21 protein-coding genes and 2 riboswitches are annotated in these 20,809 nt (G+C 51.7%); of the genes, 15 read left to right on the top strand and 6 right to left on the bottom strand.

Annotated features, from left to right (window positions below):
• Positions 1 to 18: 18 nt before the first annotated feature.
• The gene (locus L9G74_RS13360; protein ID WP_238896911.1) at positions 19 to 1,665 is read right to left on the bottom strand and encodes an electron transfer flavoprotein-ubiquinone oxidoreductase; all 1,647 of its coding nucleotides are present in this window, start codon (positions 1,663 to 1,665) and stop codon (positions 19 to 21) included.
• 217 nt (positions 1,666 to 1,882) lie between these two features.
• A riboswitch (molybdenum cofactor riboswitch) is annotated at positions 1,883 to 2,018 on the top strand.
• On the opposite strand from L9G74_RS13360, the gene moaA reads away from it, so the two are divergent.
• The 11 genes from moaA to L9G74_RS13415 all read left to right on the top strand — a co-directional run bounded on the left by moaA (position 2,006) and on the right by L9G74_RS13415 (position 10,180).
• Positions 2,006 to 2,986, top strand: a complete 981-nt coding sequence (moaA, locus tag L9G74_RS13365) for a GTP 3',8-cyclase MoaA (RefSeq protein WP_238896912.1) — start codon at positions 2,006 to 2,008, stop codon at positions 2,984 to 2,986. (Overlaps the previous riboswitch by 13 nt.)
• A gap of 76 nt (positions 2,987 to 3,062) precedes the next feature.
• Positions 3,063 to 3,539, top strand: a complete 477-nt coding sequence (gene moaC, locus L9G74_RS13370; protein WP_238896913.1) for a cyclic pyranopterin monophosphate synthase MoaC — start codon at positions 3,063 to 3,065, stop codon at positions 3,537 to 3,539.
• Between the two features lie 4 nt (positions 3,540 to 3,543).
• Positions 3,544 to 3,792, top strand: coding sequence for a molybdopterin synthase sulfur carrier subunit (gene moaD / locus L9G74_RS13375; protein WP_238896914.1), 249 nt, complete (start codon positions 3,544 to 3,546; stop codon positions 3,790 to 3,792).
• Positions 3,793 to 3,794: 2 nt separating this feature from the next.
• On the top strand, positions 3,795 to 4,262 hold the full coding sequence (gene moaE, locus L9G74_RS13380; RefSeq protein ID WP_238896915.1) for a molybdopterin synthase catalytic subunit MoaE: 468 nt from the start codon (positions 3,795 to 3,797) through the stop codon (positions 4,260 to 4,262).
• Positions 4,262 to 5,023 (top strand): molybdate ABC transporter substrate-binding protein, encoded by a 762-nt coding sequence (gene modA, locus L9G74_RS13385; RefSeq protein ID WP_238896916.1) that lies wholly within the window; start codon positions 4,262 to 4,264, stop codon positions 5,021 to 5,023. The genes moaE and modA overlap by 1 nt, the downstream gene beginning before the upstream one ends.
• Positions 5,023 to 5,685, top strand: a complete 663-nt coding sequence (modB, locus tag L9G74_RS13390; RefSeq protein ID WP_238896917.1) for a molybdate ABC transporter permease subunit — start codon at positions 5,023 to 5,025, stop codon at positions 5,683 to 5,685. Before modA ends, modB begins: the two co-directional genes overlap by 1 nt.
• The gene (locus L9G74_RS13395; protein WP_238896918.1) at positions 5,682 to 6,803 is read left to right on the top strand and encodes an ABC transporter ATP-binding protein; all 1,122 of its coding nucleotides are present in this window, start codon (positions 5,682 to 5,684) and stop codon (positions 6,801 to 6,803) included. Before modB ends, L9G74_RS13395 begins: the two co-directional genes overlap by 4 nt.
• 179 nt (positions 6,804 to 6,982) lie before the next feature.
• Positions 6,983 to 7,501, top strand: coding sequence for a hypothetical protein (locus L9G74_RS13400; RefSeq protein WP_238896919.1), 519 nt, complete (start codon positions 6,983 to 6,985; stop codon positions 7,499 to 7,501).
• Between the two features lie 3 nt (positions 7,502 to 7,504).
• Positions 7,505 to 8,182 (top strand): response regulator transcription factor, encoded by a 678-nt coding sequence (locus L9G74_RS13405; RefSeq protein ID WP_238896920.1) that lies wholly within the window; start codon positions 7,505 to 7,507, stop codon positions 8,180 to 8,182.
• Between the two features lie 49 nt (positions 8,183 to 8,231).
• Positions 8,232 to 9,494 carry a sensor histidine kinase gene (locus L9G74_RS13410; RefSeq protein WP_238896963.1) on the top strand — a complete coding sequence of 421 codons (1,263 nt, stop codon included), beginning with the start codon at positions 8,232 to 8,234 and terminating at the stop codon, positions 9,492 to 9,494.
• A complete protein-coding gene (locus tag L9G74_RS13415) occupies positions 9,491 to 10,180 on the top strand; it encodes a TIGR01621 family pseudouridine synthase (RefSeq protein WP_238896921.1) in 690 nt (229 codons plus the stop codon). Before L9G74_RS13410 ends, L9G74_RS13415 begins: the two co-directional genes overlap by 4 nt.
• A gap of 90 nt (positions 10,181 to 10,270) precedes the next feature.
• Here L9G74_RS13415 and L9G74_RS13420 read toward each other — a convergent pair whose 3' ends face one another.
• Entirely contained in the window at positions 10,271 to 11,188 is a 918-nt protein-coding gene (locus L9G74_RS13420; protein ID WP_238896922.1) for an AraC family transcriptional regulator, read from the bottom strand.
• Positions 11,189 to 11,633: 445 nt separating this feature from the next.
• Here L9G74_RS13420 and L9G74_RS13425 point away from each other — a divergent pair, with 445 nt between their 5' ends.
• Positions 11,634 to 12,275 (top strand): carboxymuconolactone decarboxylase family protein, encoded by a 642-nt coding sequence (locus L9G74_RS13425; protein ID WP_238896923.1) that lies wholly within the window; start codon positions 11,634 to 11,636, stop codon positions 12,273 to 12,275.
• Positions 12,276 to 12,515: 240 nt separating this feature from the next.
• Positions 12,516 to 13,907, top strand: coding sequence for an NAD-dependent succinate-semialdehyde dehydrogenase (locus L9G74_RS13430; protein WP_238896924.1), 1,392 nt, complete (start codon positions 12,516 to 12,518; stop codon positions 13,905 to 13,907).
• Between the two features lie 57 nt (positions 13,908 to 13,964).
• On the opposite strand, the gene L9G74_RS13435 is transcribed toward L9G74_RS13430, so the two are convergent.
• The 4 genes from L9G74_RS13435 to ribB form a co-directional block, all read right to left on the bottom strand.
• Positions 13,965 to 14,624 carry a Bax inhibitor-1 family protein gene (locus L9G74_RS13435; RefSeq protein WP_238896925.1) on the bottom strand — a complete coding sequence of 220 codons (660 nt, stop codon included), beginning with the start codon at positions 14,622 to 14,624 and terminating at the stop codon, positions 13,965 to 13,967.
• Positions 14,625 to 14,791: 167 nt separating this feature from the next.
• Complete coding sequence (gene moeB / locus L9G74_RS13440; protein ID WP_438944570.1) at positions 14,792 to 15,547, bottom strand: molybdopterin-synthase adenylyltransferase MoeB; 756 nt, start codon at positions 15,545 to 15,547, stop codon at positions 14,792 to 14,794.
• 19 nt (positions 15,548 to 15,566) lie between these two features.
• Positions 15,567 to 16,811, bottom strand: a complete 1,245-nt coding sequence (gene moeA, locus L9G74_RS13445) for a molybdopterin molybdotransferase MoeA (RefSeq protein WP_238896926.1) — start codon at positions 16,809 to 16,811, stop codon at positions 15,567 to 15,569.
• A gap of 197 nt (positions 16,812 to 17,008) precedes the next feature.
• Positions 17,009 to 17,662 carry a 3,4-dihydroxy-2-butanone-4-phosphate synthase gene (ribB, locus tag L9G74_RS13450; protein WP_238896927.1) on the bottom strand — a complete coding sequence of 218 codons (654 nt, stop codon included), beginning with the start codon at positions 17,660 to 17,662 and terminating at the stop codon, positions 17,009 to 17,011.
• Positions 17,663 to 17,776: 114 nt separating this feature from the next.
• A riboswitch (FMN riboswitch) is annotated at positions 17,777 to 17,963 on the bottom strand.
• Between the two features lie 220 nt (positions 17,964 to 18,183).
• On the opposite strand from ribB, the gene L9G74_RS13455 reads away from it, so the two are divergent.
• Both L9G74_RS13455 and L9G74_RS13460 read left to right on the top strand, forming a co-directional pair.
• A complete protein-coding gene (locus L9G74_RS13455; protein ID WP_438944571.1) occupies positions 18,184 to 20,334 on the top strand; it encodes a S9 family peptidase in 2,151 nt (716 codons plus the stop codon).
• The gene (locus L9G74_RS13460) at positions 20,327 to 20,605 is read left to right on the top strand and encodes a GIY-YIG nuclease family protein (RefSeq protein ID WP_238896929.1); all 279 of its coding nucleotides are present in this window, start codon (positions 20,327 to 20,329) and stop codon (positions 20,603 to 20,605) included. Before L9G74_RS13455 ends, L9G74_RS13460 begins: the two co-directional genes overlap by 8 nt.
• Positions 20,606 to 20,809 lie beyond the last annotated feature (204 nt).

Genomic DNA, 20,809 nt, shown 5'->3' on the forward strand with positions numbered 1-20,809 from the left:
CATGCTAAATGGTAAATGTTACATGCCGGAGTAATTGGGCCCGCTACCGCCTTCAGGCGTTATCCAGCGAATATTCTGCGCTGGGTCTTTGATATCGCAGGTTTTACAGTGGATGCAGTTTTGCGCATTTATCACGAATTTACTGTTATCGGCCGTGGTGACGATTTCATAAACCCCTGCGGGGCAATAACGTTGTGCGGGCTCATCAAACAGCGGCAAATTGCTGCTGATGGGGATTTGTTGATCACGCAGCAATAGGTGACAAGGCTGGTTTTCCTCGTGGGAGATGTTGCACAGATAAATCGACGATAAGCGATCAAAGGTGAGCTTGCCGTCGGGCGCAGGATAGTCAATTTTGGCAAAGTCTGCAGCTTTGCCTAAGCTGCGATAATCGGCGCGATCATCGCGTAATGTCAGCGGGAAATTACCGCCAAACCAGTTTTGTTCAATGTAGTTGAACATGCCGCCAAGCACGGTGCCAAAGCGATGCAGCGCCGGGCCAAAGTTGCGGGCGCTGTGTAGCTCATCGTGCAGCCAGCTTTGCTCCATGCGGGTGGCAAAACAGTCCAGATCTTTACCCGCTTCAACGCCTTTGATAAAGGCTTCGGCCAGCGTTTCGGCGGCCAGCATGCCACTCTTCATCGCAGTGTGAATGCCTTTGATCTTGGCAAAATTGAGCGTGCCCGCATCGCAACCAATCAACAAGCCACCGGGAAAGCTCATTTTCGGCAGCGAGTTAAAGCCACCTTTACTGATCGCGCGGGCACCATAAGCGATGCGTTCACCGCCTTGCAGGAGACCGGCCAGCAGCGGATGGGTTTTGTAGCGTTGAAATTCGTCGAACGGGCTGAGGTGTGGATTACGGTAGTTAAGGTCAACAATCAGTCCTACCGCTACTAATTGGTTATCCATATGATAAACAAAGCCACCGCCAGCGGCTTCTGTGAGTGGCCAGCCGCCAGTGTGAATCACTTTACCCGCTTGGTGCTGCTCGGCTGGGATGCGCCATACCTCTTTAAAACCGATGCCGTAATGTTGCGGGCTCTTACCGTTATCCAGATGGTAGTGTTTGATCAACTGTTTACCGAGATGACCACGGCAGCCCTCGGCGAGAATGGTGTATTTAGCGCGCAGTTCCATACCCGCAACAAAGGTATCTTTCTTGGTGCCGTTTTTATCGCGGCCCATGTCACCGATCAACACGCCAGTGACGGTGTTCAGCTGTTCATCGATCAGCAACTCTTTGGCGGCAAAGCCCGGATAGATCTCGGCACCTAACGCCTCGGCTTGCTGGGCTAACCAACGGCATAAGTTGCCCGCACTGACCATATAGTTGCCGTCGTTGTTCATCGACTTAGGCACCAATTTATGGGGAATAGTTTTGGCGGAATCGGCGCTAAGCCAATGAAACTCATCGTGAGTGACGGCGCTGTCCAGTGGGACGTCCATGTTTTTCCAGTCGCTAAACAGTTCGTCTAACGCACTGGTTTCCAGCAAGGCACCAGAAAGAATATGGCTACCGACGTCGGCGCCTTTTTCAACCACACAAACGGAAAGGGGCTGCTCTGTATCGTTAGCAATTTGCATTAAACGACAAGCGGCGGCTAAGCCTGCCGGGCCAGCGCCAACGATCACCACATCGAAATCCATTGATTCGCGTTCCATTTTTCTACCTTTGTCGGGGTTAATGTGGGCGATGTAATTATAGTCTTCGCGCCGCTAACATTAACTGCAGTGGGTGGCTACGCACATTTTTACGACGACAGTGCATGGTGAAGCAAGATCTTGATAATAGTCACAGAATGCACTTTAAGATGTAAATAGTGAAGATAAAACAATCTGCTTAGGGGTTTTGTTGCGCTGGCTTTACACCTATAATACAGGCCTGACGGTTCTCCGAGCTATGGTCCCTACGTCATTGAAGATACGGGGTGATAGCCGTGGCAATAACGCCACCGGGGTGAGGGAAGAAATGACCTCACCTCCCGTGTTTGGAAAGGTGATCATGTCCCAACTGCAAGACATTTTTGGTCGCAGGTTTCATTATCTGCGCATGTCGGTTACCGACGTATGTAATTTCAAATGTGGTTACTGTTTGCCGGATGGTTATCGTCCGAACGGTAAGCACTCATTTCTGACGCTCAGTGAAATCGAGCAACTCGTTGGCGCATTTGCCCAAGTTGGCACGCAAAAAATCCGTATTACTGGCGGCGAACCTACGCTGCGTAAAGATTTTACTGACATCATCCGTGCGGTAGCCGCTAACGAACAAGTAAAAACCATTGCTACCACCACTAACGGTTATCGCCTCGAGCAACATGCACAAGAGTGGTATGAAGCCGGTTTGCGTCGCATCAACGTCTCTGTTGATAGTTTGGACCCTCGCATGTTTTACCAGATCACTGGTGAAAACAAATTTGACTCAGTGATGCGTGGGATTGATGCCGCGTTAGAAGCGGGTTTCGAGCGTGTAAAGATCAACGCGGTGTTGCTGAAAGATCTGAACGACAAAGACCTGCCGCGCTTCCTGCACTGGATCAAATCTACCCCGATCGATTTGCGCTTTATTGAGCTGATGCAAACGGGGCTCGGCGCAGAGTATTTTAACGCGCATCATCTGGCGGGTGCCGATATTCAAGCCCGATTGTTGGCCGAGGGCTGGCAGTTGGATCAATCCGATGTTGATGATGGCCCGGCGCGTAACTTTAGCCATGCGGATTATCAAGGCCGCATCGGTTTGATCATGCCGTATTCACCTAATTTCTGCTCGACTTGCAACCGTTTACGCGTTTCTGCTACAGGCAAACTGCACTTGTGCTTGTTTACCGAACAAGGTTTAGATTTACGCGATTTGTTGCAATCTCCAGAGCAGCGCCCTGAGTTGGTAGAGCGTCTGCACGCCCAATTGCGCCTGAAGAAAGAAACCCATTTCTTGCATCAAGGCTTTACTGGCGTGACCCAGCATCTGGCATCTATTGGCGGTTAAGTGCTGGCGTGTAACACGCCAGCCGTTTGCGTTATTCTCTTTTTTAATCACTTTTGATGTGACATAGGTTAACGATATGTCTGACAGTTTTACCCATATCAATGCTGATGGTAATGCGCACATGGTGGATGTGACTGAAAAGTCTGTCACCGAACGTGAAGCGCGCGCCGAAGCCTTTATCGAAATGGCTCCGGCCACATTGGAAATGATCATCAGCGGCAGCCACCACAAAGGCGACGTCTTTGCCACCGCACGTATTGCCGGCATCATGGCTGCTAAAAATACCTCGGCGTTGATCCCGTTGTGCCATCCGCTGATGCTGACCAAAGTGGAAGTGGATTTAGAAGCACAACCAGAACACAACCGCGTGCGCATCACCAGTTTGTGCAAACTGAGTGGTAAAACCGGGGTGGAGATGGAAGCGCTGACTGCGGCGTCAGTCGCGGCATTGACCATCTACGATATGTGTAAAGCGGTGCAAAAAGATATGCACATTACTGGCGTGCGTTTGTTGGAAAAACGCGGCGGTAAATCTGGTCACTTTAAGGTATAACCCAATGATTAACGTCTTATTTTTTGCACAAGTACGCGAACTGTTAGGTACTGCCTCCATTCAAGTGGCTGCGGATAATATTGCGACAGCGGCAGAGCTGCGTGCCCATCTGGCGGGCCAAAATGATAAATGGGCGCAAGTGCTGGATTCCGACAAACTGCTGGTGGCGATCAATCAAACCATGAGCCAGTGGCAGGCGGCGGTGAGCGATGGCGATGAAGTGGCCTTTTTCCCACCGGTAACCGGAGGCTAACCATGCAAGCCGATCGCATCATTGTTCAGAGTGAAGATTTCCACGTACCGGCCGAGTATCAGCAGATTGCTGGCGATAATGGCGACGGCGCGGTGGTCACTTTTGTCGGTAAAGTGCGCGATTTCAACGACGGCAGTGCGGTGACTGACCTGACGTTGGAACATTATCCGGGCATGACCGAAGCGGTATTGCATAAGATTGTTGCCGAAGCGCGTGAACGTTGGCCGTTGAATTTTGTCACCATTATTCATCGCGTTGGCACCATGCATCTGGGTGAGCAGATTGTGTTTATCGGCGTTAGCAGCGCCCATCGCAAGGCGGCATTTGCCGCCTGTGAATTTTTGATCGATTTTCTCAAAACCAAAGCGCCATTCTGGAAATTAGAAGCGAGCCCTGATGGTGCGCATTGGGTCGAAGCGCGTGATTCAGACGAGCAAGCGGCGCAAGCATGGAATAACGGAGACAGTTGATGCGTCACTGGCTATGGTTGTTAAGCGTACTGTTTTGTAGTGCAACCATGGCGGCTCCCGCGCCTAAAGTGGCTGCGGCGGCTAACATCAAGTTTGCCATGGAGCAGATTGTTAGCCAGTACCACGCCGACACTGGGCGGCAAGTACAAGTGTCGTATGGCTCATCGGGTAATTTTGTCACCCAACTGAGCCACGGCGCACCGTTTGAACTGTTTCTCTCGGCCGATGAAAAATATGTCGCGGCACTGGTCGATAAAGGGGTAACGCTCGATGCTGGCCATATCTATGCCTACGGCAAGCTGGCATTGGCCGTACCAAATAACTCGCCCATTCAGTTAGATAGCCAACTCAACTCCCTCAAACAACTGCTCGCCGATAACCAAATTAACCGTTTTGCTATTGCCAATCCTGAGCATGCGCCTTATGGCGAACGTGCTCGTGAACTGCTGCAACATCTTGGGTTGTGGCAGGCGCTGCAAGGCAAACTGGTTTACGGCGAAAACGTGTCACAAGCGGCGCAGTTTGCCCTTAGTGGTTCCACTGATGGTGGCATCGTGGCGTTATCGCTGGCGGTTGCACCGCAGTTTCGGCAACGCAGCCGCTATATTGTTATCGAACATGATTACACACCGTTGGCACAGCGGATGGTGTTAATGAAGTCTGCCTCTGTTGAAGCCAAACAGTTCTATCAGTACCTGCAATCGCCCAAGGCGCAAGCAGTGTTTACTGAGTTTGGTTTTGGTTTGCCGGATAGTCGTTAATGGATTGGCAGGCGCTGTGGCTTTCGGGCAAGCTGGCGTTAGTCAGCGTATTGATTTTATTACCATTAGCATTATGGCTGGGGCGCACATTGGCCTACCGGCAGTGGTTCGGCAAAGCCTGGTTGGAAGCGCTGATCATGGTGCCACTGGTGTTACCGCCGACCGTGGTGGGTTATTACTTGCTGGTGGGGTTGGGGCGCGACAGTTGGCTCGGCGCACTGTTAGCGCAGTACCTTGATATCCAGTTAGTGTTTCATTTTTCTGGCTTAGTTATTGCCTCCATTCTGATCAATATTCCTTTTGCGGTGCAACCGATTCAACGGGCGTTTGAAGCTATTCCGGCCGAGATCCGCGATGCGGCAGCTTGCTGTGGCATGAGTCGTTGGCGCATCTTCTGGCGTGTAGAGTTGCCGTTGGCTTGGCCCGGCATCCTCACTGCCATTGTGCTCAGTTTCTCCCATGTGCTGGGCGAATTTGGCGTGGTGTTAATGATGGGCGGCGCCATTGAAGGCGAAACCAAAACGTTATCAATTGCTATCTACGATAAAGTGCAGGCGTTTGATTATGACGGCGCAGGCATGATGTCGTTGTTATTGGTGCTGTTTGCCATGGTGACTTTAGCCATCACCTCGGCCATGTCACGTCGAGTGGTGCGCCAATGAGTACCGCCGTAACAACACCAACCGGCGCGCTGCAAGTGCGTATCAATCAACAGCGCGATATTGTGCTGCAGGCCGAGTTTCAGTGCCCTGCGGGCGAACTATTAGCTGTGGTGGGACCATCGGGCGGAGGCAAAACCACGCTGCTGCGGATGATTGCTGGCTTAGCCAAACCGCAGCAAGGTGATATTCGTTGCGGTGAGCAAATCTGGTGTAACGAGCAGTTATGCTTAACGCCGCAGCAACGACATCTGGGATATGTGCCGCAGCATTTTGGCTTGTTCCCTCATCTCAATGCTGAAGCCAACGTGATGGCTGGGCTTGATCATCTGCCCGCGGCACAGCGCCGCCAGCAGGCGCAAGATTGGCTACGGCGGGTGAATCTTGAAGGTTTCCCCGACCGCTTACCGCATCAGCTCTCTGGTGGGCAGAAACAACGGGTCGCCCTCGCGCGGGCTTTAGCACGTAACCCGCAAGTGCTATTGCTGGACGAGCCGTTTTCAGCGGTGGATCGTGGCACCCGCGAGCGTCTGTATATCGAGTTGGCGCAGCTGAAACGTCAGTTGAACATTCCGGTCATTATGGTGACGCACGATATTAACGAGGCGATACTGTTGGCCGACAAAGTCGCGTTGATCAGCCAAGGCAAACTGCTGCAGCAAGGACCGCCGCTGGCGGTGATGGCCCAACCCAACGACGAGCTGGTGGCACGGCATATGGGGCTGCGCAATATCTTCAGTGCTGAGGTGGTGGCGTTGGAGAATCAGCAGCAACTGGCATGGTTACAGTTTGGTGAGCAGCGCATTGCCTGTGCCAACGCTGGTCAGTTGCAGTTGGGCATGACGGTGCGCTGGGTGATCCCCAATCAAGGCGTGCGCTTTAGTTCCATCAGCCAAGGACGCTTGCCACGTAGTTTCAATAAATTGTCGGTGACAATTACCTCGATGTTGGTCATGGGCGATTTAGTACGAGTGGCCTGTTCACTGGCGGGCGTATCAGAGCAACTACAAGCAGAGGTGACCGTTAACCTCGCCGACAAACTCGGTTTCCATGAAGGTATGGTGACCGATGTTGCCCTCAAATCAGAGCTGATCCATCTATTTGATAACGCTGAGTTATAGCTGATACTCCGCCACTGCATTAGATGATCAAAACTTAATCTAGCTTCCATGCTGCTTTAAAGTGGACTTGGTTATACTGCCGTTAAATAAGTAAATCGCGCGATAGCGTCAACGCTTAATAACAGTGGTATTAGCCGTTGTCAGGTTGCTGTCGTGCGCCAGTATTCGGTGGAGGCTGCATGAGGTTGATTATCGTGGCGCTGAGTTTGATATCTGCAGCGGCACAGGCGACTCCATCCTATTGGCAAGGGCTAAACAATGGTGAGTTGCTGGCGCCACGGCGGATGATCGCTCAGGTCGAGCAGCAGTTTCCCGGTGTCGTAACACAGTTCAGCATCAGCACTCAGCAGCAACAAGTGCAATATGATATCCAACTGATTGAACCAATCACTAAGACCTGCCATCTACTGTTATTAAATGCCCATGATGGCGCACTGCTGCAACAGCAAGATCAACGGTTGGATAGCCAAGACGAGCTGCTGCGCGTGGTGCAGCACCTACAGCAACAACAGTTGCAATTTAGTCAGCTGCTCAACCAAGCTTTGGCACACAAACAGGGCAAACTGGTGTCCGCTAAGCTGGACCGCGGCTTAGGCATCAGCTATATCGAACTCAAACTGTTAAACGCCGACGGTAGCGAGCGTTTAGCTTATGATATTGACCATCGGCGGCAATTGCCGCTGTTGAAATGGGATTGATGGATGAAAATCTTACTCGTAGAAGACGACAGCACCACCCTAGATTATATCGCCAAGGGCTTTGTGGAGCAGGGCTATGGCATCGAGACCGCCAGTGATGGTCAAAACGGCTTAGTGTTAGCCACCAGTGGTAGTTTCGATCTGATTATCTTAGACCGCATGCTGCCACAACTGGATGGGCTAAAACTGTTGGCGGCGCTGCGGGCGACCGGCAACCAAACCCCGGTGCTGATTTTGTCGGCGCTGAGCCATGTGGATGAGCGCGTCAAAGGCCTGCGTGCCGGCGGCGATGATTACATGACCAAGCCGTTTGCGTTCTCAGAGCTGCTGGTTCGCGCAGAAAAATTGATGCAACGTGGCGGCGGTGCACCGGCCAAAACCGATATGCAAGTGGGCCCGCTGAGCATGGAGCTGCTAACGCGCTCGGTGACACTCGATGGGCAAGAACTGCTGCTGCAACCGAAAGAATTCCTGCTGCTGAAATACTTGATGGAACACGCCAACCAAGTGGTCAGCCGTACGCTGCTGTTTGAAGCGGTATGGGACTATCATTTTGATCCACGTACTAACGTTATCGACGTACATATTGCTAAACTGCGGCGTAAGTTTGAAGAGTTAGGCCATGGTGATCTGATTGAGACCGTCCGAGGAGCAGGCTATCGTCTCCGCAAAGGCAATTAAGCCGCACCAAAGCAGCGTGTGGCGCATTGCCATTATCTTTTCGCTGCTGGTGACCTTAATCATTGGCAGCTTGTTGTATGTGGTGTATCGCCAGTTGGTGGCCGAGCAGAAATTGCAGGTGGAACAACACTTGATTTCGGAAGCGCAGCGCTATCAACAACTGGCCTTCACCGTGGATCGCCGCGCTTTTGCGGCGCAGATCCGCACTGCTGACTCCCGCACTGCGCTGATTGCGTGGCAAGCGGGGCTGGAGCTGCTTGGCTCTCTCAGCATCATGCCAGAAGATATGCCGGTACTGCCCGAAACCAAAGATTTCCCCATTTTAGTGGGCAGCAGCGAGAAAATTCACATCCTCACCGGCGGCATTGTTATCACCCGTTACGGCCCAGTGTTGATTGCTACCCGCACCGACCAACTGGCGGCGCTGATCACTAAGTTTGTTAACGTGGCGCTCACCGCCATGGCGTTGACCATTCTGCTCACCTTTGCTTTGGGTTATCTGTTTTCCAAAGGGTTGCTGCGGCGCTTACTGCATTACAACCGTTTGAGTGAGCGGATTGAGCAAGGCTACTACAACACTCGTCTGCCGGTGAGTAAGCGCAATGATGAATTTGATATGCTGGCGGCGCAGTTTAACCGAGTGCTCGACTCGCTCGAACATAACCTGCACGCGGTACGTGGCGTGACCGATAATATCGCTCACGACATGCGCACGCCGTTGTCGCATCTGCGGATTGGTGTTGAGCAACTGCCGTATTATCCGCCGGAACAACTGCCGGAGCGCTGCGGTGAGCTGACCGATGAGTTAGATCATTGCCTTGCTACCTTTAACGCCATGCTGGCGCTGACCCGTATTGAAGAAGGCCAGCAAGACTTAGAGCTAACGCCGGTGCGGCTACAAGAGTTATGTGATGATCTGTTGGAAATGGCTGAAGCGTTGGCGGAAGAGCAACAGCAGCAACTGACGTTAACCACCGATCAGGATTGTGTGATTTCTGGTGATAAACACCTGTTATTCCAAGCATTGTTTAACTTGGTCGATAATGCCATTAAGTATGCTGGCCAAGGCGCGCACATCAGTATTCGCCAGCACTACAACGTTATCACCATTGCCGATAATGGCCCGGGCATACCAGAAGAGGCACGGGAGCGAGTGTTTGAGCGCTTAGTGCGGCTCGACCCGAGCCGTCATGAACAAGGTAATGGCCTTGGGCTTTCGATGGTAAAAGCGATATTATCGCGCCACCATGCCACGATTGAATTAGGCGATAACCAGCCAGGTTTGCTGGTCACGCTCACCTTTAAACCATGAGTTCAACTAACTACCGCATCATTGCTGACGAGCCCGATTTCATCGTGGTCGACAAAGCCCCCGGCGTGCATTTTCATAGCCAAGATGGCACCGCTGGCCTAGTGGCGCAGCTAGAGCACGACCTCGACACCAAGCTGTACTCAGTGCATCGCCTCGATACCATGACCTCTGGGCTATTGCTGCTGGCACGTAGCTCCGCCGCGGCGGCGCAATTTACCGAACTATTTACCCAGCACCAAGTGCAAAAGTTTTATCTGGCGTTAGCCCAAGGCAAACCGAAGAAGAAACAAGGTTGGGTGGTCGGTGACATGGCAAAATCGCGCCGTGGCATGTACAAATTACTGCGCAGCACTGACAACCCCGCTATTACGCAATTTTTCAGTCAATCGGTGGCCGACGGCTTACGCTTATATCTGCTCAAGCCATTGAGCGGCAAAACCCATCAATTGCGGGTGGCGTTAGCCAGCTTGGCGGTGCCGATTTTAGGTGATCCACTGTATGGCGCCGCGGACGACGCCGAGCGTGGTTATCTGCATGCTTACGGGCTGCAATTTGATTGGCAAGGGCAAGCATACCGCTACTTGTGCGCACCAACCGTCGGTGAGCAGTTTGTTAGTCCCGCCGTCACGCAGCAACTGGCCGATTGGGGTGAACCGTGGCAACTGCCTTGGCCGAGCAAAAAGTGATACTCGGCACTCGATGGCTTTGGAATGGAGCAGTGACGCTAATTTTATCGTGCTTTTTTTCGAGCCTTGCGTCCGCTACGATGACCGGCGCTAAACTGGGCTGGCTTCACGCAGTTTCTTGATATCGGTCAGTGGTGGTGCGCCAAATAAGCGGCTGTACTCTCGGCTAAACTGCGATGGGCTTTCATAACCCACTTGAAAGCTGGTGCTCATGGCATCCAAGTTTTCGGTCAGCATCAAACGGCGCGCTTCACTGAGGCGTAATTTTTTTTGAAACTGCAACGGCGTCATTGAGGTGATGGCACGAAAATGGGTATAAAACGCCGATTTGCTCATGCCTGACTCGGTTGCTAATTCCCCCACATTCAGTGGTCGCGCGAAATGCTGCTTTAGCCAGTTAATCGCGCGAGCAATCTGCTGGCTATGACTTTCTGACGTCACTATCTGGCTTATCCTTGGCCCCTGATCACTGCTCAGTAATCGAAAGAAGATTTCCTGCTTAATCAGCGGTGCTAATACTTTGATATTGCTGGGTTCATCTAACAACTTCACCAAGCGAATAAACGCATCCATTAATGTTGGCGACAGTTGGCTCACCGACAGGCCGGTGTGCGTTTGTTTGTTGTTTAGGTAACTAAACTCACCGGTGGTGATGAGTTGAGAGATTTCGGCCAGATCTAAATCAAGCGACAGGCTTAAATAAGGCCGTTGCTCGCTAGCTTCAACGATGTTGGCAATCACCGGCAGTTCGATAGACGACACTAAAAAATGTGTTGGGTCATAGTGATACCGTTGATCGCCGAGCACAATTTGCTTACTGCCTTGGGCGATTAAGCAGATGCTGGCACTGTGGCTACAACTGATCGGCGGTGTCGAGTAGCTCCACTGATATAGCCGCAAGCCGCTGATATCGGTGTTGACCGTCTGTTTGTCGATACTGTGTTTCGCAATCAGCTGAGCCAATACCTCAGCGTGACAGGTCAAATTGATGTCGTTGTTTAGTGCCATAGCGTTACTCATAGACGTTTGCGGCTGTTTGCTTGTTGCACTTTACCGGAGGGTAAGATTATTAAGCAATGAATCAGCGGTGTTTCATCCTGTTTAATTTATGTTGCTGTAAGGTGATTTTTAGGATGTTTTGCGGGTGAATAAAATTTAATTGTTAAAAAACAGAATATTAGTACATATTGAACGCAATAAAACGCGCGCTGCTCTGGTGTTGTACCGACGCTAGCGCAATATATTAAGTTTTGGAAAATTAGGCAATGATTTGCCATAAATAGGCTAACGTCATCACTATCGACGCGCTACAGTGATACCGTACTCGCTGCAACTGACGTGGCGGCAACTACCCGCCGGAACGCTGTAACAGGATATGTTCAAGATGACGAAATGGTTTAACGCACTCATATGGTTATGTATGGCAGTGTTTAGCGTATCGGAGGCGCATGCCATGAAATCTGATTTTGATGCAAGACAGCAGGCGATCATTCCAATTGCTGCGCACACCGCCGCCGGTGAAATTGACCAACTTACGACTAGCTTGAATGCTGGGCTAGATGCGGGTCTCACCGTTAACGAAATTAAAGAAATACTGGTGCAAATGTATGCCTACGCCGGTTTCCCCCGCAGCTTAAACGGGCTGAGCACTTTCATGAACGTGCTGCAACAGCGTAAAAGCCATGGCATTAATGATGTCGAAGGCGCAGCAGGTCAATCGATCCCCGTTGGTAAATCTAGCCTTGCAATCGGCTCTGCCAACCAAACCAAACTGATTGGCCGCGAGGTAAAAGGCCCGTTATTTGATTTTGCACCCGCGGCAGATGAATACCTCAAAGCGCACCTGTTTGGCGACATCTTTGAACGTGGCGTGCTGTCATGGCAAGACCGAGAAGTCGCGACCATAGCGGCGTTGGCCAATATTAACGGTGTCGAAAGCCAGTTGGCTGCGCACTACGCCATCAGCATGAATAACGGCATTACTCCAGCCCAGCTCAAAACTTTTGTCCAATTGCTGAACAAGGCGTGTGGTGATGAAGTAGCAGCAAATGCTGAACAAGTGCTTGAACAAGTACTGGCGGCAGCCAAAAAGTAAAAGTTAATAACAGTTTGAAATTTATCGGCAGCTTGGGCAGTCGCTCAACTGCCGATATCTCATCGAGCCAAGCGGGCCAGCTTAGGCTGGTGCTGTCCTTGGCCCATTCGTGTGCGATAACGCGCGGTAAAGAATGGTCACTGCGGTATCGCAAATTTGATATTTCGACGTGTTAGCGAGGTATGGATGCACCTAGCAAAACACAATGCTTCGCTACACTCGAAACAAGGAGGTCTGTTTATGAGTTATGCAACAGTAAATCCCTACACTGGCGAGCAAGTTAAATCGTTCCCGAATGCCACTGACGCAGAAGTAGAGCAGGCGATCACTGCCGCTCATCAAGCGTTTCTTTCTTGGCGTACCACCAGCTTTGCCAAACGTGCTGAAATTCTGCAAAACGCCGCCAATATTTTGCGTGGCAACAAACGCCAATATGCTGAAATCCTTACCCTCGAAATGGGCAAAGTGATTGCAGAGGCGGAAGCCGAAGTCGAACTGTCGGCGCAGATCCTCGAATACTACGTGAAAAATGCCGCCGCGTTGTTGGCACCAGAAAAACTGCCAGTGGCCGATCCGGCTGAAGGCCGTGCCACCTTAGTGCATGAACCACTTGGGGTGATTTTGGCGATTGAGCCATGGAACTTCCCGTACTACCAAATTGCCCGTATTTTGGCACCACAGCTCTCTGCTGGTAATACGCTGCTGCTGAAACACGCTTCCAACGTACCGCAAGCCGCCGCCGCTTTTGAAAGCCTGATGCGTGATGCGGGGCTACCGCACGGTGGTTTCCAAAACTTATACGCTACCCGTTCACAGATTGAGATGATCATCAATGACCGCCGTGTACACGGTGTGGCTTTGACTGGCTCTGAAGGTGCTGGTGCAGTCGTGGCTGCACAAGCGGGTAAAGCGATGAAGAAATCGACCCTCGAACTCGGTGGCGCCGATGCCTTTGTGGTGTTGGAAGATGCCGATATGGCAAAAACCGTGAAATGGGCGGTGTTTGGCCGTCACTGGAACGGCGGTCAAGTATGTGTGTCCTCTAAACGCATGATCATTGTTGATAAGGTTTACGACCAATTCTTGCAGCAATACACCGAAGGTGTTGCAGGCTTGAAAGCAGGCGACCCAATGGACCCAAGCACCACGCTGGCACCGTTGTCGTCACAAGGTGCGGCTGATGAAGTGAAGCAGAAAATCAAAGAAGCAGTGGAACATGGCGCCACTGCGACCGAAGTCGGGCCAAAAGTGCCAAGCAAAGGCGCGTTTGTACAGCCAACGATTTTGACCAACGTGACCCCAGATAACCCAGCGTACTATTGGGAATTCTTCGGCCCAGTATCGATGATCCTGCGCGCCAAAGATGAAGCGGACGCGATTGCTATCGCTAACGACTCTCCATTTGGTTTGGGCGGCTCAGTGTTTACCAAAGATGAACAACGTGGTGAACGTGTTGCACACCAAATCTCTACCGGTATGGTGTTTGTGAACCACCCAACCATGGTGAAAGCCGATCTGCCATTTGGCGGTATTCGTAACTCAGGTTACGGCCGCGAATTGTTAGGCTTGGGTTTGAAAGAGTTTGTGAACCACAAACTGGTGGATGTGGTCGATATCGACGCGCCATTCTAGGCTGATACATAGCAAAAAGGCTCCTGCGGGAGCCTTTTTAATGCCTATGCGATGCGCTTAACGGCGACTGCCAAGAATACGCAAAATCCGCAAGAACAGGTTGATGATGTCCATGTACAATGCTGCGGCGCTGTCGATAGCGTTATCGACGGTTTTTGGGATCATATTCGCGCGGCCCCAGTCGTAACCGATGTAGCCACAGAAGATCACCGCCACTGCCCAATCAATAATGCTGTGGTGTACTTTGAAGATAAACAGCTCCACCAGTTCAACCACAATCACAACGAGCAGAGCGATAAACAAGGCGCGACCAATACCAGCAAAAAACGCGGGGAACAGCGTGCCGAGGATCATCATGCCTAAGGTCACTAAGGTGGTAATGCGCATCGCTTCGACCACTAGCATCGGGTCGTAGCCGCTGACCACGACGTTGATCACCAAACCAAATGGGATCACCACCAAGTTGTAGCCGATAAAGCTGATCACCGGATTATCGGATTTGCTGAACATGGCAATACCGAGGAAACAGCAAACAAAATAGCCACCAAAAAATACCAGTGGATGCAGTGACAAAATACTTTCAGGGTCGATGGTTTGTACCATCACATAGTTGATCGCAAAGCCCCACAGCAGGGTCAGGCCGATGATCAAGTTATACAGCTGGCTACCGATCTGCTTATCGGTTGTCTCGCGGCGGTCAAATACCGTGTTTTCCATTGAGGTCGTTTCCTTTTTATTAAACCAACATTAAACCGCGCGCATGATGGCGATTTTTAACGCAAAAGTCCATCAAGCTTACATTTTTCGCGGGCGAAGTAGTGCACAAATGTGGCCTAAAACAAAGGCCGCAATAGCGGCCTTGGCAACAATCCTCGAATGAGTGCTTACGCACCGCAGACAGAACAGTGCGGCTGCTTGGGCAGTTTCATTTCACGAAACTCCATGGTCATGGCATCCACCATCAACAGACGGCCAAACAAGGGCTTGCCCATGCCGCTGAGCACTTTAATGGCCTCTGTGGCTTCCAAACAGCCCATCATACCCACCACCGGTGCGAGAATGCCCGCCTCAACACAGCTGAGTTGCTGCTCGCCAAACAGGCTAGCAAAGCATTGATAACACGGCTGTTCCGCGTGGTAGTTAAATACGGTGAGCAAGCCTTCCATACGAATGGCAGCGGCGGAGACCAGCGGCACCTTGTGGTTAAAGCAGGCTTGGTTGAGTTGATTGCGTACCATCATATTATCGGTGCAATCCACCACAATACTGTGGTTGGCAACCAGCGCATCAATCTCTGGGTCATCCAGCACCGCATTGATGGTCTCGATGCTCAGGTGCGGATTGTGTGCTAACAGGCTCGCTTTGGCGGAATTCACTTTGGCTTGGCCGACGTTAGCATCGGTGTGCAATACCTGCCGTTGCAAGTTGGAGACATCGACGGTGTCAAAGTCCACCAACGTGAGATGACCAATGCCAGCCACCGTGAGATACAACGCGGCCGAGCAACCTAAACCACCGGCACCAATCATCAATACCCGTGCTTGTTTCAGACGCTCTTGGCCGTCAATGTCCATCCCTTTTAACGAGATCTGTCGGCTATAACGCATGAGTTCACTGTCGGATAGGATTTCCTCTACCACTGCTATTTCCTCTTAGCGGTTAGCACAGCACTGAATTGAACGGTTCCACGGTCACCAAGGTGTCCGCCGCGACGCTACCTTGCATCTGCTCCAACACGATAAAACAGTTGGCGGAATGCATTGAACTCATTTGTGATGAATCCTGTGAGCCAGTGGTGCATACCGTTAACGCGCCATCGGCGTTGCGGCTCAAAATGCCGCGTTGATACTCGACCCGCCCCGGCTTTTTGCTGATCGGGCTGGTCAAGGTGGCTTGCAGTTGTAGCGGTGTGACCGGCTGCATCCCTTGCAGTTTGTGCAGCAGTGGCAGCACCAGCTTGTAGAAGGTCACCATGGTCGATACTGGGTTGCCGGGTAGACCGCAGAATACCGCTTTGCCGATATGCCCCATGGCGAATGGTTTGCCCGGTTTCATCGCCAGCTTCCAGAAGGTGATTTCGCCTTCTTCATCGAGCACTTGTTTGGTGAAGTCAGCTTCACCCACCGATACACCGCCTGAGGTCAGCACCATGTCAGCTACCGATGCCGCTTCGCGGAAGGCATGACGAATCGATTCGCGATCATCTTTGATCACACCAAGGTCAAGCCACTCCACGCCGAGGCGTTCCAGCAAGCCTTTAATGGCATAACGGTTGGAGTCGTAGATTTGTCCCGGTTGCAGCTCGCTGCCCAAGGGCCGCAGCTCGTCACCGGTGCTGAAAAATGCCACTTTAACGCGCCGATACACGCGCACTGATGCAAGGCCGATAGTGGCGATTACACCCATTTCGGCGGCGCGGATGAGGCTGCCGCGAGTCAGTACTTTCTGACCAATGGCCAATTCGCCAGCACGCAGACGGACGTTTTCGCCACGTTTTTTACATGGTTCCAGCGTGATGTTGTCGCCATCGGCTTGCGCTTGTTCCTGCATTTGCACTGTGTCGTAACCCGCTGGCACTTCGGCACCGGTCATAATGCGTACGCAAGTGCCAGGCTCGAACTTACCAGTAAACGGATGACCAGCAAACGAGCGGCCGATCAGCTTTAATGTGCCGGTTTGTGGCAGGTCGTCAAAACGGTAGGCATAGCCATCCATGCCGGAGTTATCAAACGGTGGCATTTCGATACCACTGCTGAGATCCTCGGCCAACACGCGCCCTAACGCATCAGTTAACGCAACGGCTTCGGTCGCTTCTAACGTAGTGATTTGCTGCAGCAGTTTGGGAAGGGCGTCATCGGGATGCAATAACGTCGGTTTAGCACAAGGGTCTTGGGATACAGACATCGACAACCTCGAGATTCTTGGATAAAGAGTTGCCGGCTATTATGCCACGCTGAACATCGGCCGCCTAATAGCAGACAGATTTTGTTGTCTTAGAGAGTGTAGGCTGAAATGACGCCACCACGGTGAGCGGATGTGGTAGCGTCATTGTTTATTAAGAGTTACCTATTAGAGCATCTATAGGTAACGCTCAATTTTAATTAAACAGCGGCGGCGAGCAGTGATTCGCGGTAAGCGACGATATCTTCAATGCTCAGCACTGGCATGTTATGGCGTTGACCAAATTCGATGATGCCGGGCAGACGTGCCATGGTGCCATCTTCGTTAGTCACCTCACACAACACGCCGGCTGGTTTGAGGCCAGCTAATTTCATCAAATCCACGGTGGCTTCCGTATGGCCACGGCGGCTAAAGACGCCGTTTGCTTGAGCGCGCAGTGGAAACACATGACCAGGGCGGGCCAAATCTTCCGGTTTGGCATCATCGGCAATGGCAGTTTTGATGGTGGTGACGCGGTCTGCGGCAGAGACACCGGTGGTGACGCCGTGTTTGGCTTCGATGGTCACAGTAAACGGTGTACCAAACTGGCTCGAGTTGTCGGTCACCATGGCTGGCAATTGCAGTGCATCAGCGGTTTCATTGGTGAGACACAAGCAGACAATGCCACTACCTTCACGAATAAGTAGCGCCATTTGTTGGCTGGTGAGGCTTTCGGCGGCGAAGATCATATCGCCTTCGTTTTCACGGTCTTCATCATCGACCACCAGTACACCATTGCCGTCACGCAGCGCGGCGAGGGCGGTTTCAACTCGTTCGAGTGGTGTACCAAAAGGCGTAAGCAGAGACTGATTCATGGTAAAAATCCTTATAAAAAACATGGGTTTTACAGAATCAGGGCAAAAAAGAGATGGCACAGTGCCGCAGCCATAGGCTGTGACACATTGGTTTTAACAGATGCAAAGCCAATGTCATATTCTCTCCCATCCGGACTGAGCCATACATAATGGCAACACCGTCGGCTCTGGAATAATCAACTGTGGTTGATGGCACCAGATCTGCTGTCCTCGGCTAGGCCGAGCGCTCGCGGGCTTTCGTTAACTCATACAACAACGATTTACCGCCGGTGGGGAATTACACCCCGCCCTGAGAATAATGGCTGATAATTCAGCGCGAGCCAAAGGATGCACCTTAACCAGATAAATAACAACACTTTGAATCACAATTATCGGCTGTAATAGCGGCGGCTTATCACTATACTGACAAGCAGCCTGTTGTCTGAATCCAGTGGCTTAAGATGGTGCAAAAATTCGCCGTAACGGCGCTGTGTTTTGCCCGCTTTGATGTGAAATTACGTTAGCTCAGTGGAATGGAACTCATGCTCAGACAACGCAATACCCTAACATTATTATTGGTCACTGTGTGGTGGCTATGTGGATGCACAACCAAGATGGAAGCAGCAAAACCTTTGACACCACCGATTGCGGCAAAAATCCCGCAGCAGTTGACCCTACACGGTGTGACTCGCACCGATAATTACTATTGGCTGCGCGACGACAGCCGCACCGACGCCAAGATGCTCGATTATCTGCGGCAAGAAAACGCCTACACCGCGCAGCAGTTGCAGCCATTTAATGGCCTCAAACAAAAGCTGTTTGACGAGATGACCGCGCGGCTCAACCCGACCGAAAGCTCTACGCCGTATAAATGGCATCAACACTGGTATTCACGCCGTTATGAAGCGGGCAAAGAGTACCCGCTGTTGGAACGTTCCACCACGCTAAACGGCACACCACAATTGCTGCTGGACACCAATCAACGCGCGGCGGGCACGGAGTTTTACTCACTCGGCATGTTTGATGTTAGCCCCAACGAGCAACTGTTAGCCTTTGCCGAAGATACCTTGAGTCGCCGCATCTTCACGCTGTATATCAAAGACTTGAGCACTGGCGAGCTGCTCAGCGATGTGTTGCACAATGTGGATGAAGCTGGGTTGGCGTGGAGCAAAGACAGCCGTTATCTGTTCTACATCGCGAAAGATCCACAAACCTTATTAGGCTATCAAGTCTTCCGCCATAAACTCGGTACCCCGCAAGCTGACGATCAGCTGGTGTATGAAGAGCAAGACGATAGCTACTACATCAGTTTGGGCACTAGCCTCGATGAATCGCGCATTGTGCTGTATTGCGAAAGCACCACCACCAGTGAAGTCTCGGTATTGGACAGCAGCGCGCCGCTGGGGCAGTTTCATGTGGTCACCGGCCGTGAAGAAGGGGTGGAATACCACATCGCCAAGCGTGGCAATGACTATTTCATCCTTACCAACTGGCAGGCGGAAAACTTTCGTTTAATGAAAGTCGCCATTGCCAATGCGGCGGATAAATCCGCCTGGCGGGAAGTGATTGCCCACAACCCGAATGTGTTGTTGGAAGATGTGCTAGTGCTGGATAACTATCTGGTACTGCAAACTCGTGAAAACGGCCTGAGCAACATCGTGGTCTATGCCGATGCCAACCCGAATAATGGTTACCGCTTGGCGTTTGATGATCCAGCCTATGTGGTTAGCCTTGGGGTGAACTTGAATCAACACGCGCGTGAAGTGCAGGTGGTTTACTCCAGCCCCACCACGCCGCAATCGAGCTATGTGTACGATCTCGACCAACTCGGCCAGCGCACGTTGCTGAAACAACGCCAAGTCAAAGGCGGCTTTGATCGGCAGTTATACCAAAGCGAACGGCTGCGTATCAGTGCCCGTGATGGCGCGTTAGTACCGGTCACGCTGGTCTATCGCAAAGACAAGTTCCGTCGTGATGGGACTAATCCGCTGTATATCTACGGCTATGGCTCTTACGGCATTGTGGTTGACCCAATGTTTGATGATGCGGTGATCAGTTTGCTTGACCGCGGAGTGGTGTATGCCATCGCCCATGTGCGTGGCAGTGAAACCTTGGGGCGCAGTTGGTACGAGAACGGCAAACTGCTGCACAAGCAAAATACCTTCAACGACTTTGAAGATGTCACCCGTGGTTTATTGGCCGAGAAATATGGCGCCGCAGGCAAGGTGGTGGCTGCTGGTGGCAGTGCTGGTGGCTTGTTGATGGGCGCGGTGGCTAACCAAGCGCCCGAGTTGTATCTGGCGATGGCCGCGCATGTGCCGTTTGTCGATATTGTCACCACCATGCTGGATGAGTCGATTCCGTTGACCACCAACGAATATGACGAGTGGGGCAACCCGAATCAAAAAGCATATTTTGATTACATGCTGAGCTACTCACCCTACGACAACGTGCAGCGCCAAGCGTATCCCAACTTATTGGTCACCAGCGGGCTGCATGATTCACAAGTGCAGTATTTTGAGCCTGCCAAGTGGGTGGCTAAGCTGCGTGATTACAAAACCGATGATCACTTGCTGCTATTGAACATGGATATGGAAGCAGGTCATGGTGGCAAGAGCGGCCGTTATCGCCGTTACGAAGACACCGCGTTGGAATATGCCTTCTTTTTAAAGCTGTTGGGTATTAATGACTGAGGTAACACAATGGCACCTGTATATGATCCGCTGCCACGGCGGTGAGTTATATACCGGTGTCACCACTGATGTGGCGCGCCGCTTTAAGGAACATCAAGCGGGTGGCGCGAAAGCTGCAAAATATCTGCGTGGCCGCGGCCCATTGCAACTGGCGTATTCGGAGCTGATTGGCGATAAACGTACCGCACATCAGCGTGAATGGCAGGTGAAGCAACTGACACGGGCGCAAAAATTACAGTTAATTGCCAAAAAGGCGCAGGGTTCAAATTGAACCCTGCGGTCGGGAAGCCTTGCAGCGGCGGAATATGTATCCCACCGCTGCAAGTCGACCAAGAGCAAAGCAGGAAATAGGCCAACAATTAACGATATGATTTATATCGTTATTTACTTTTTATGTGGTGATGCCGTGGTCACACTCACAAGAAAATGGGCATTTTCACCACTGGCTAAATTGCTTGATTGGGTGTGCCCATCA

This window comes from Shewanella electrica, from assembly GCF_022321485.1.
GTDB lineage: Bacteria > Pseudomonadota > Gammaproteobacteria > Enterobacterales > Shewanellaceae > Shewanella > Shewanella electrica.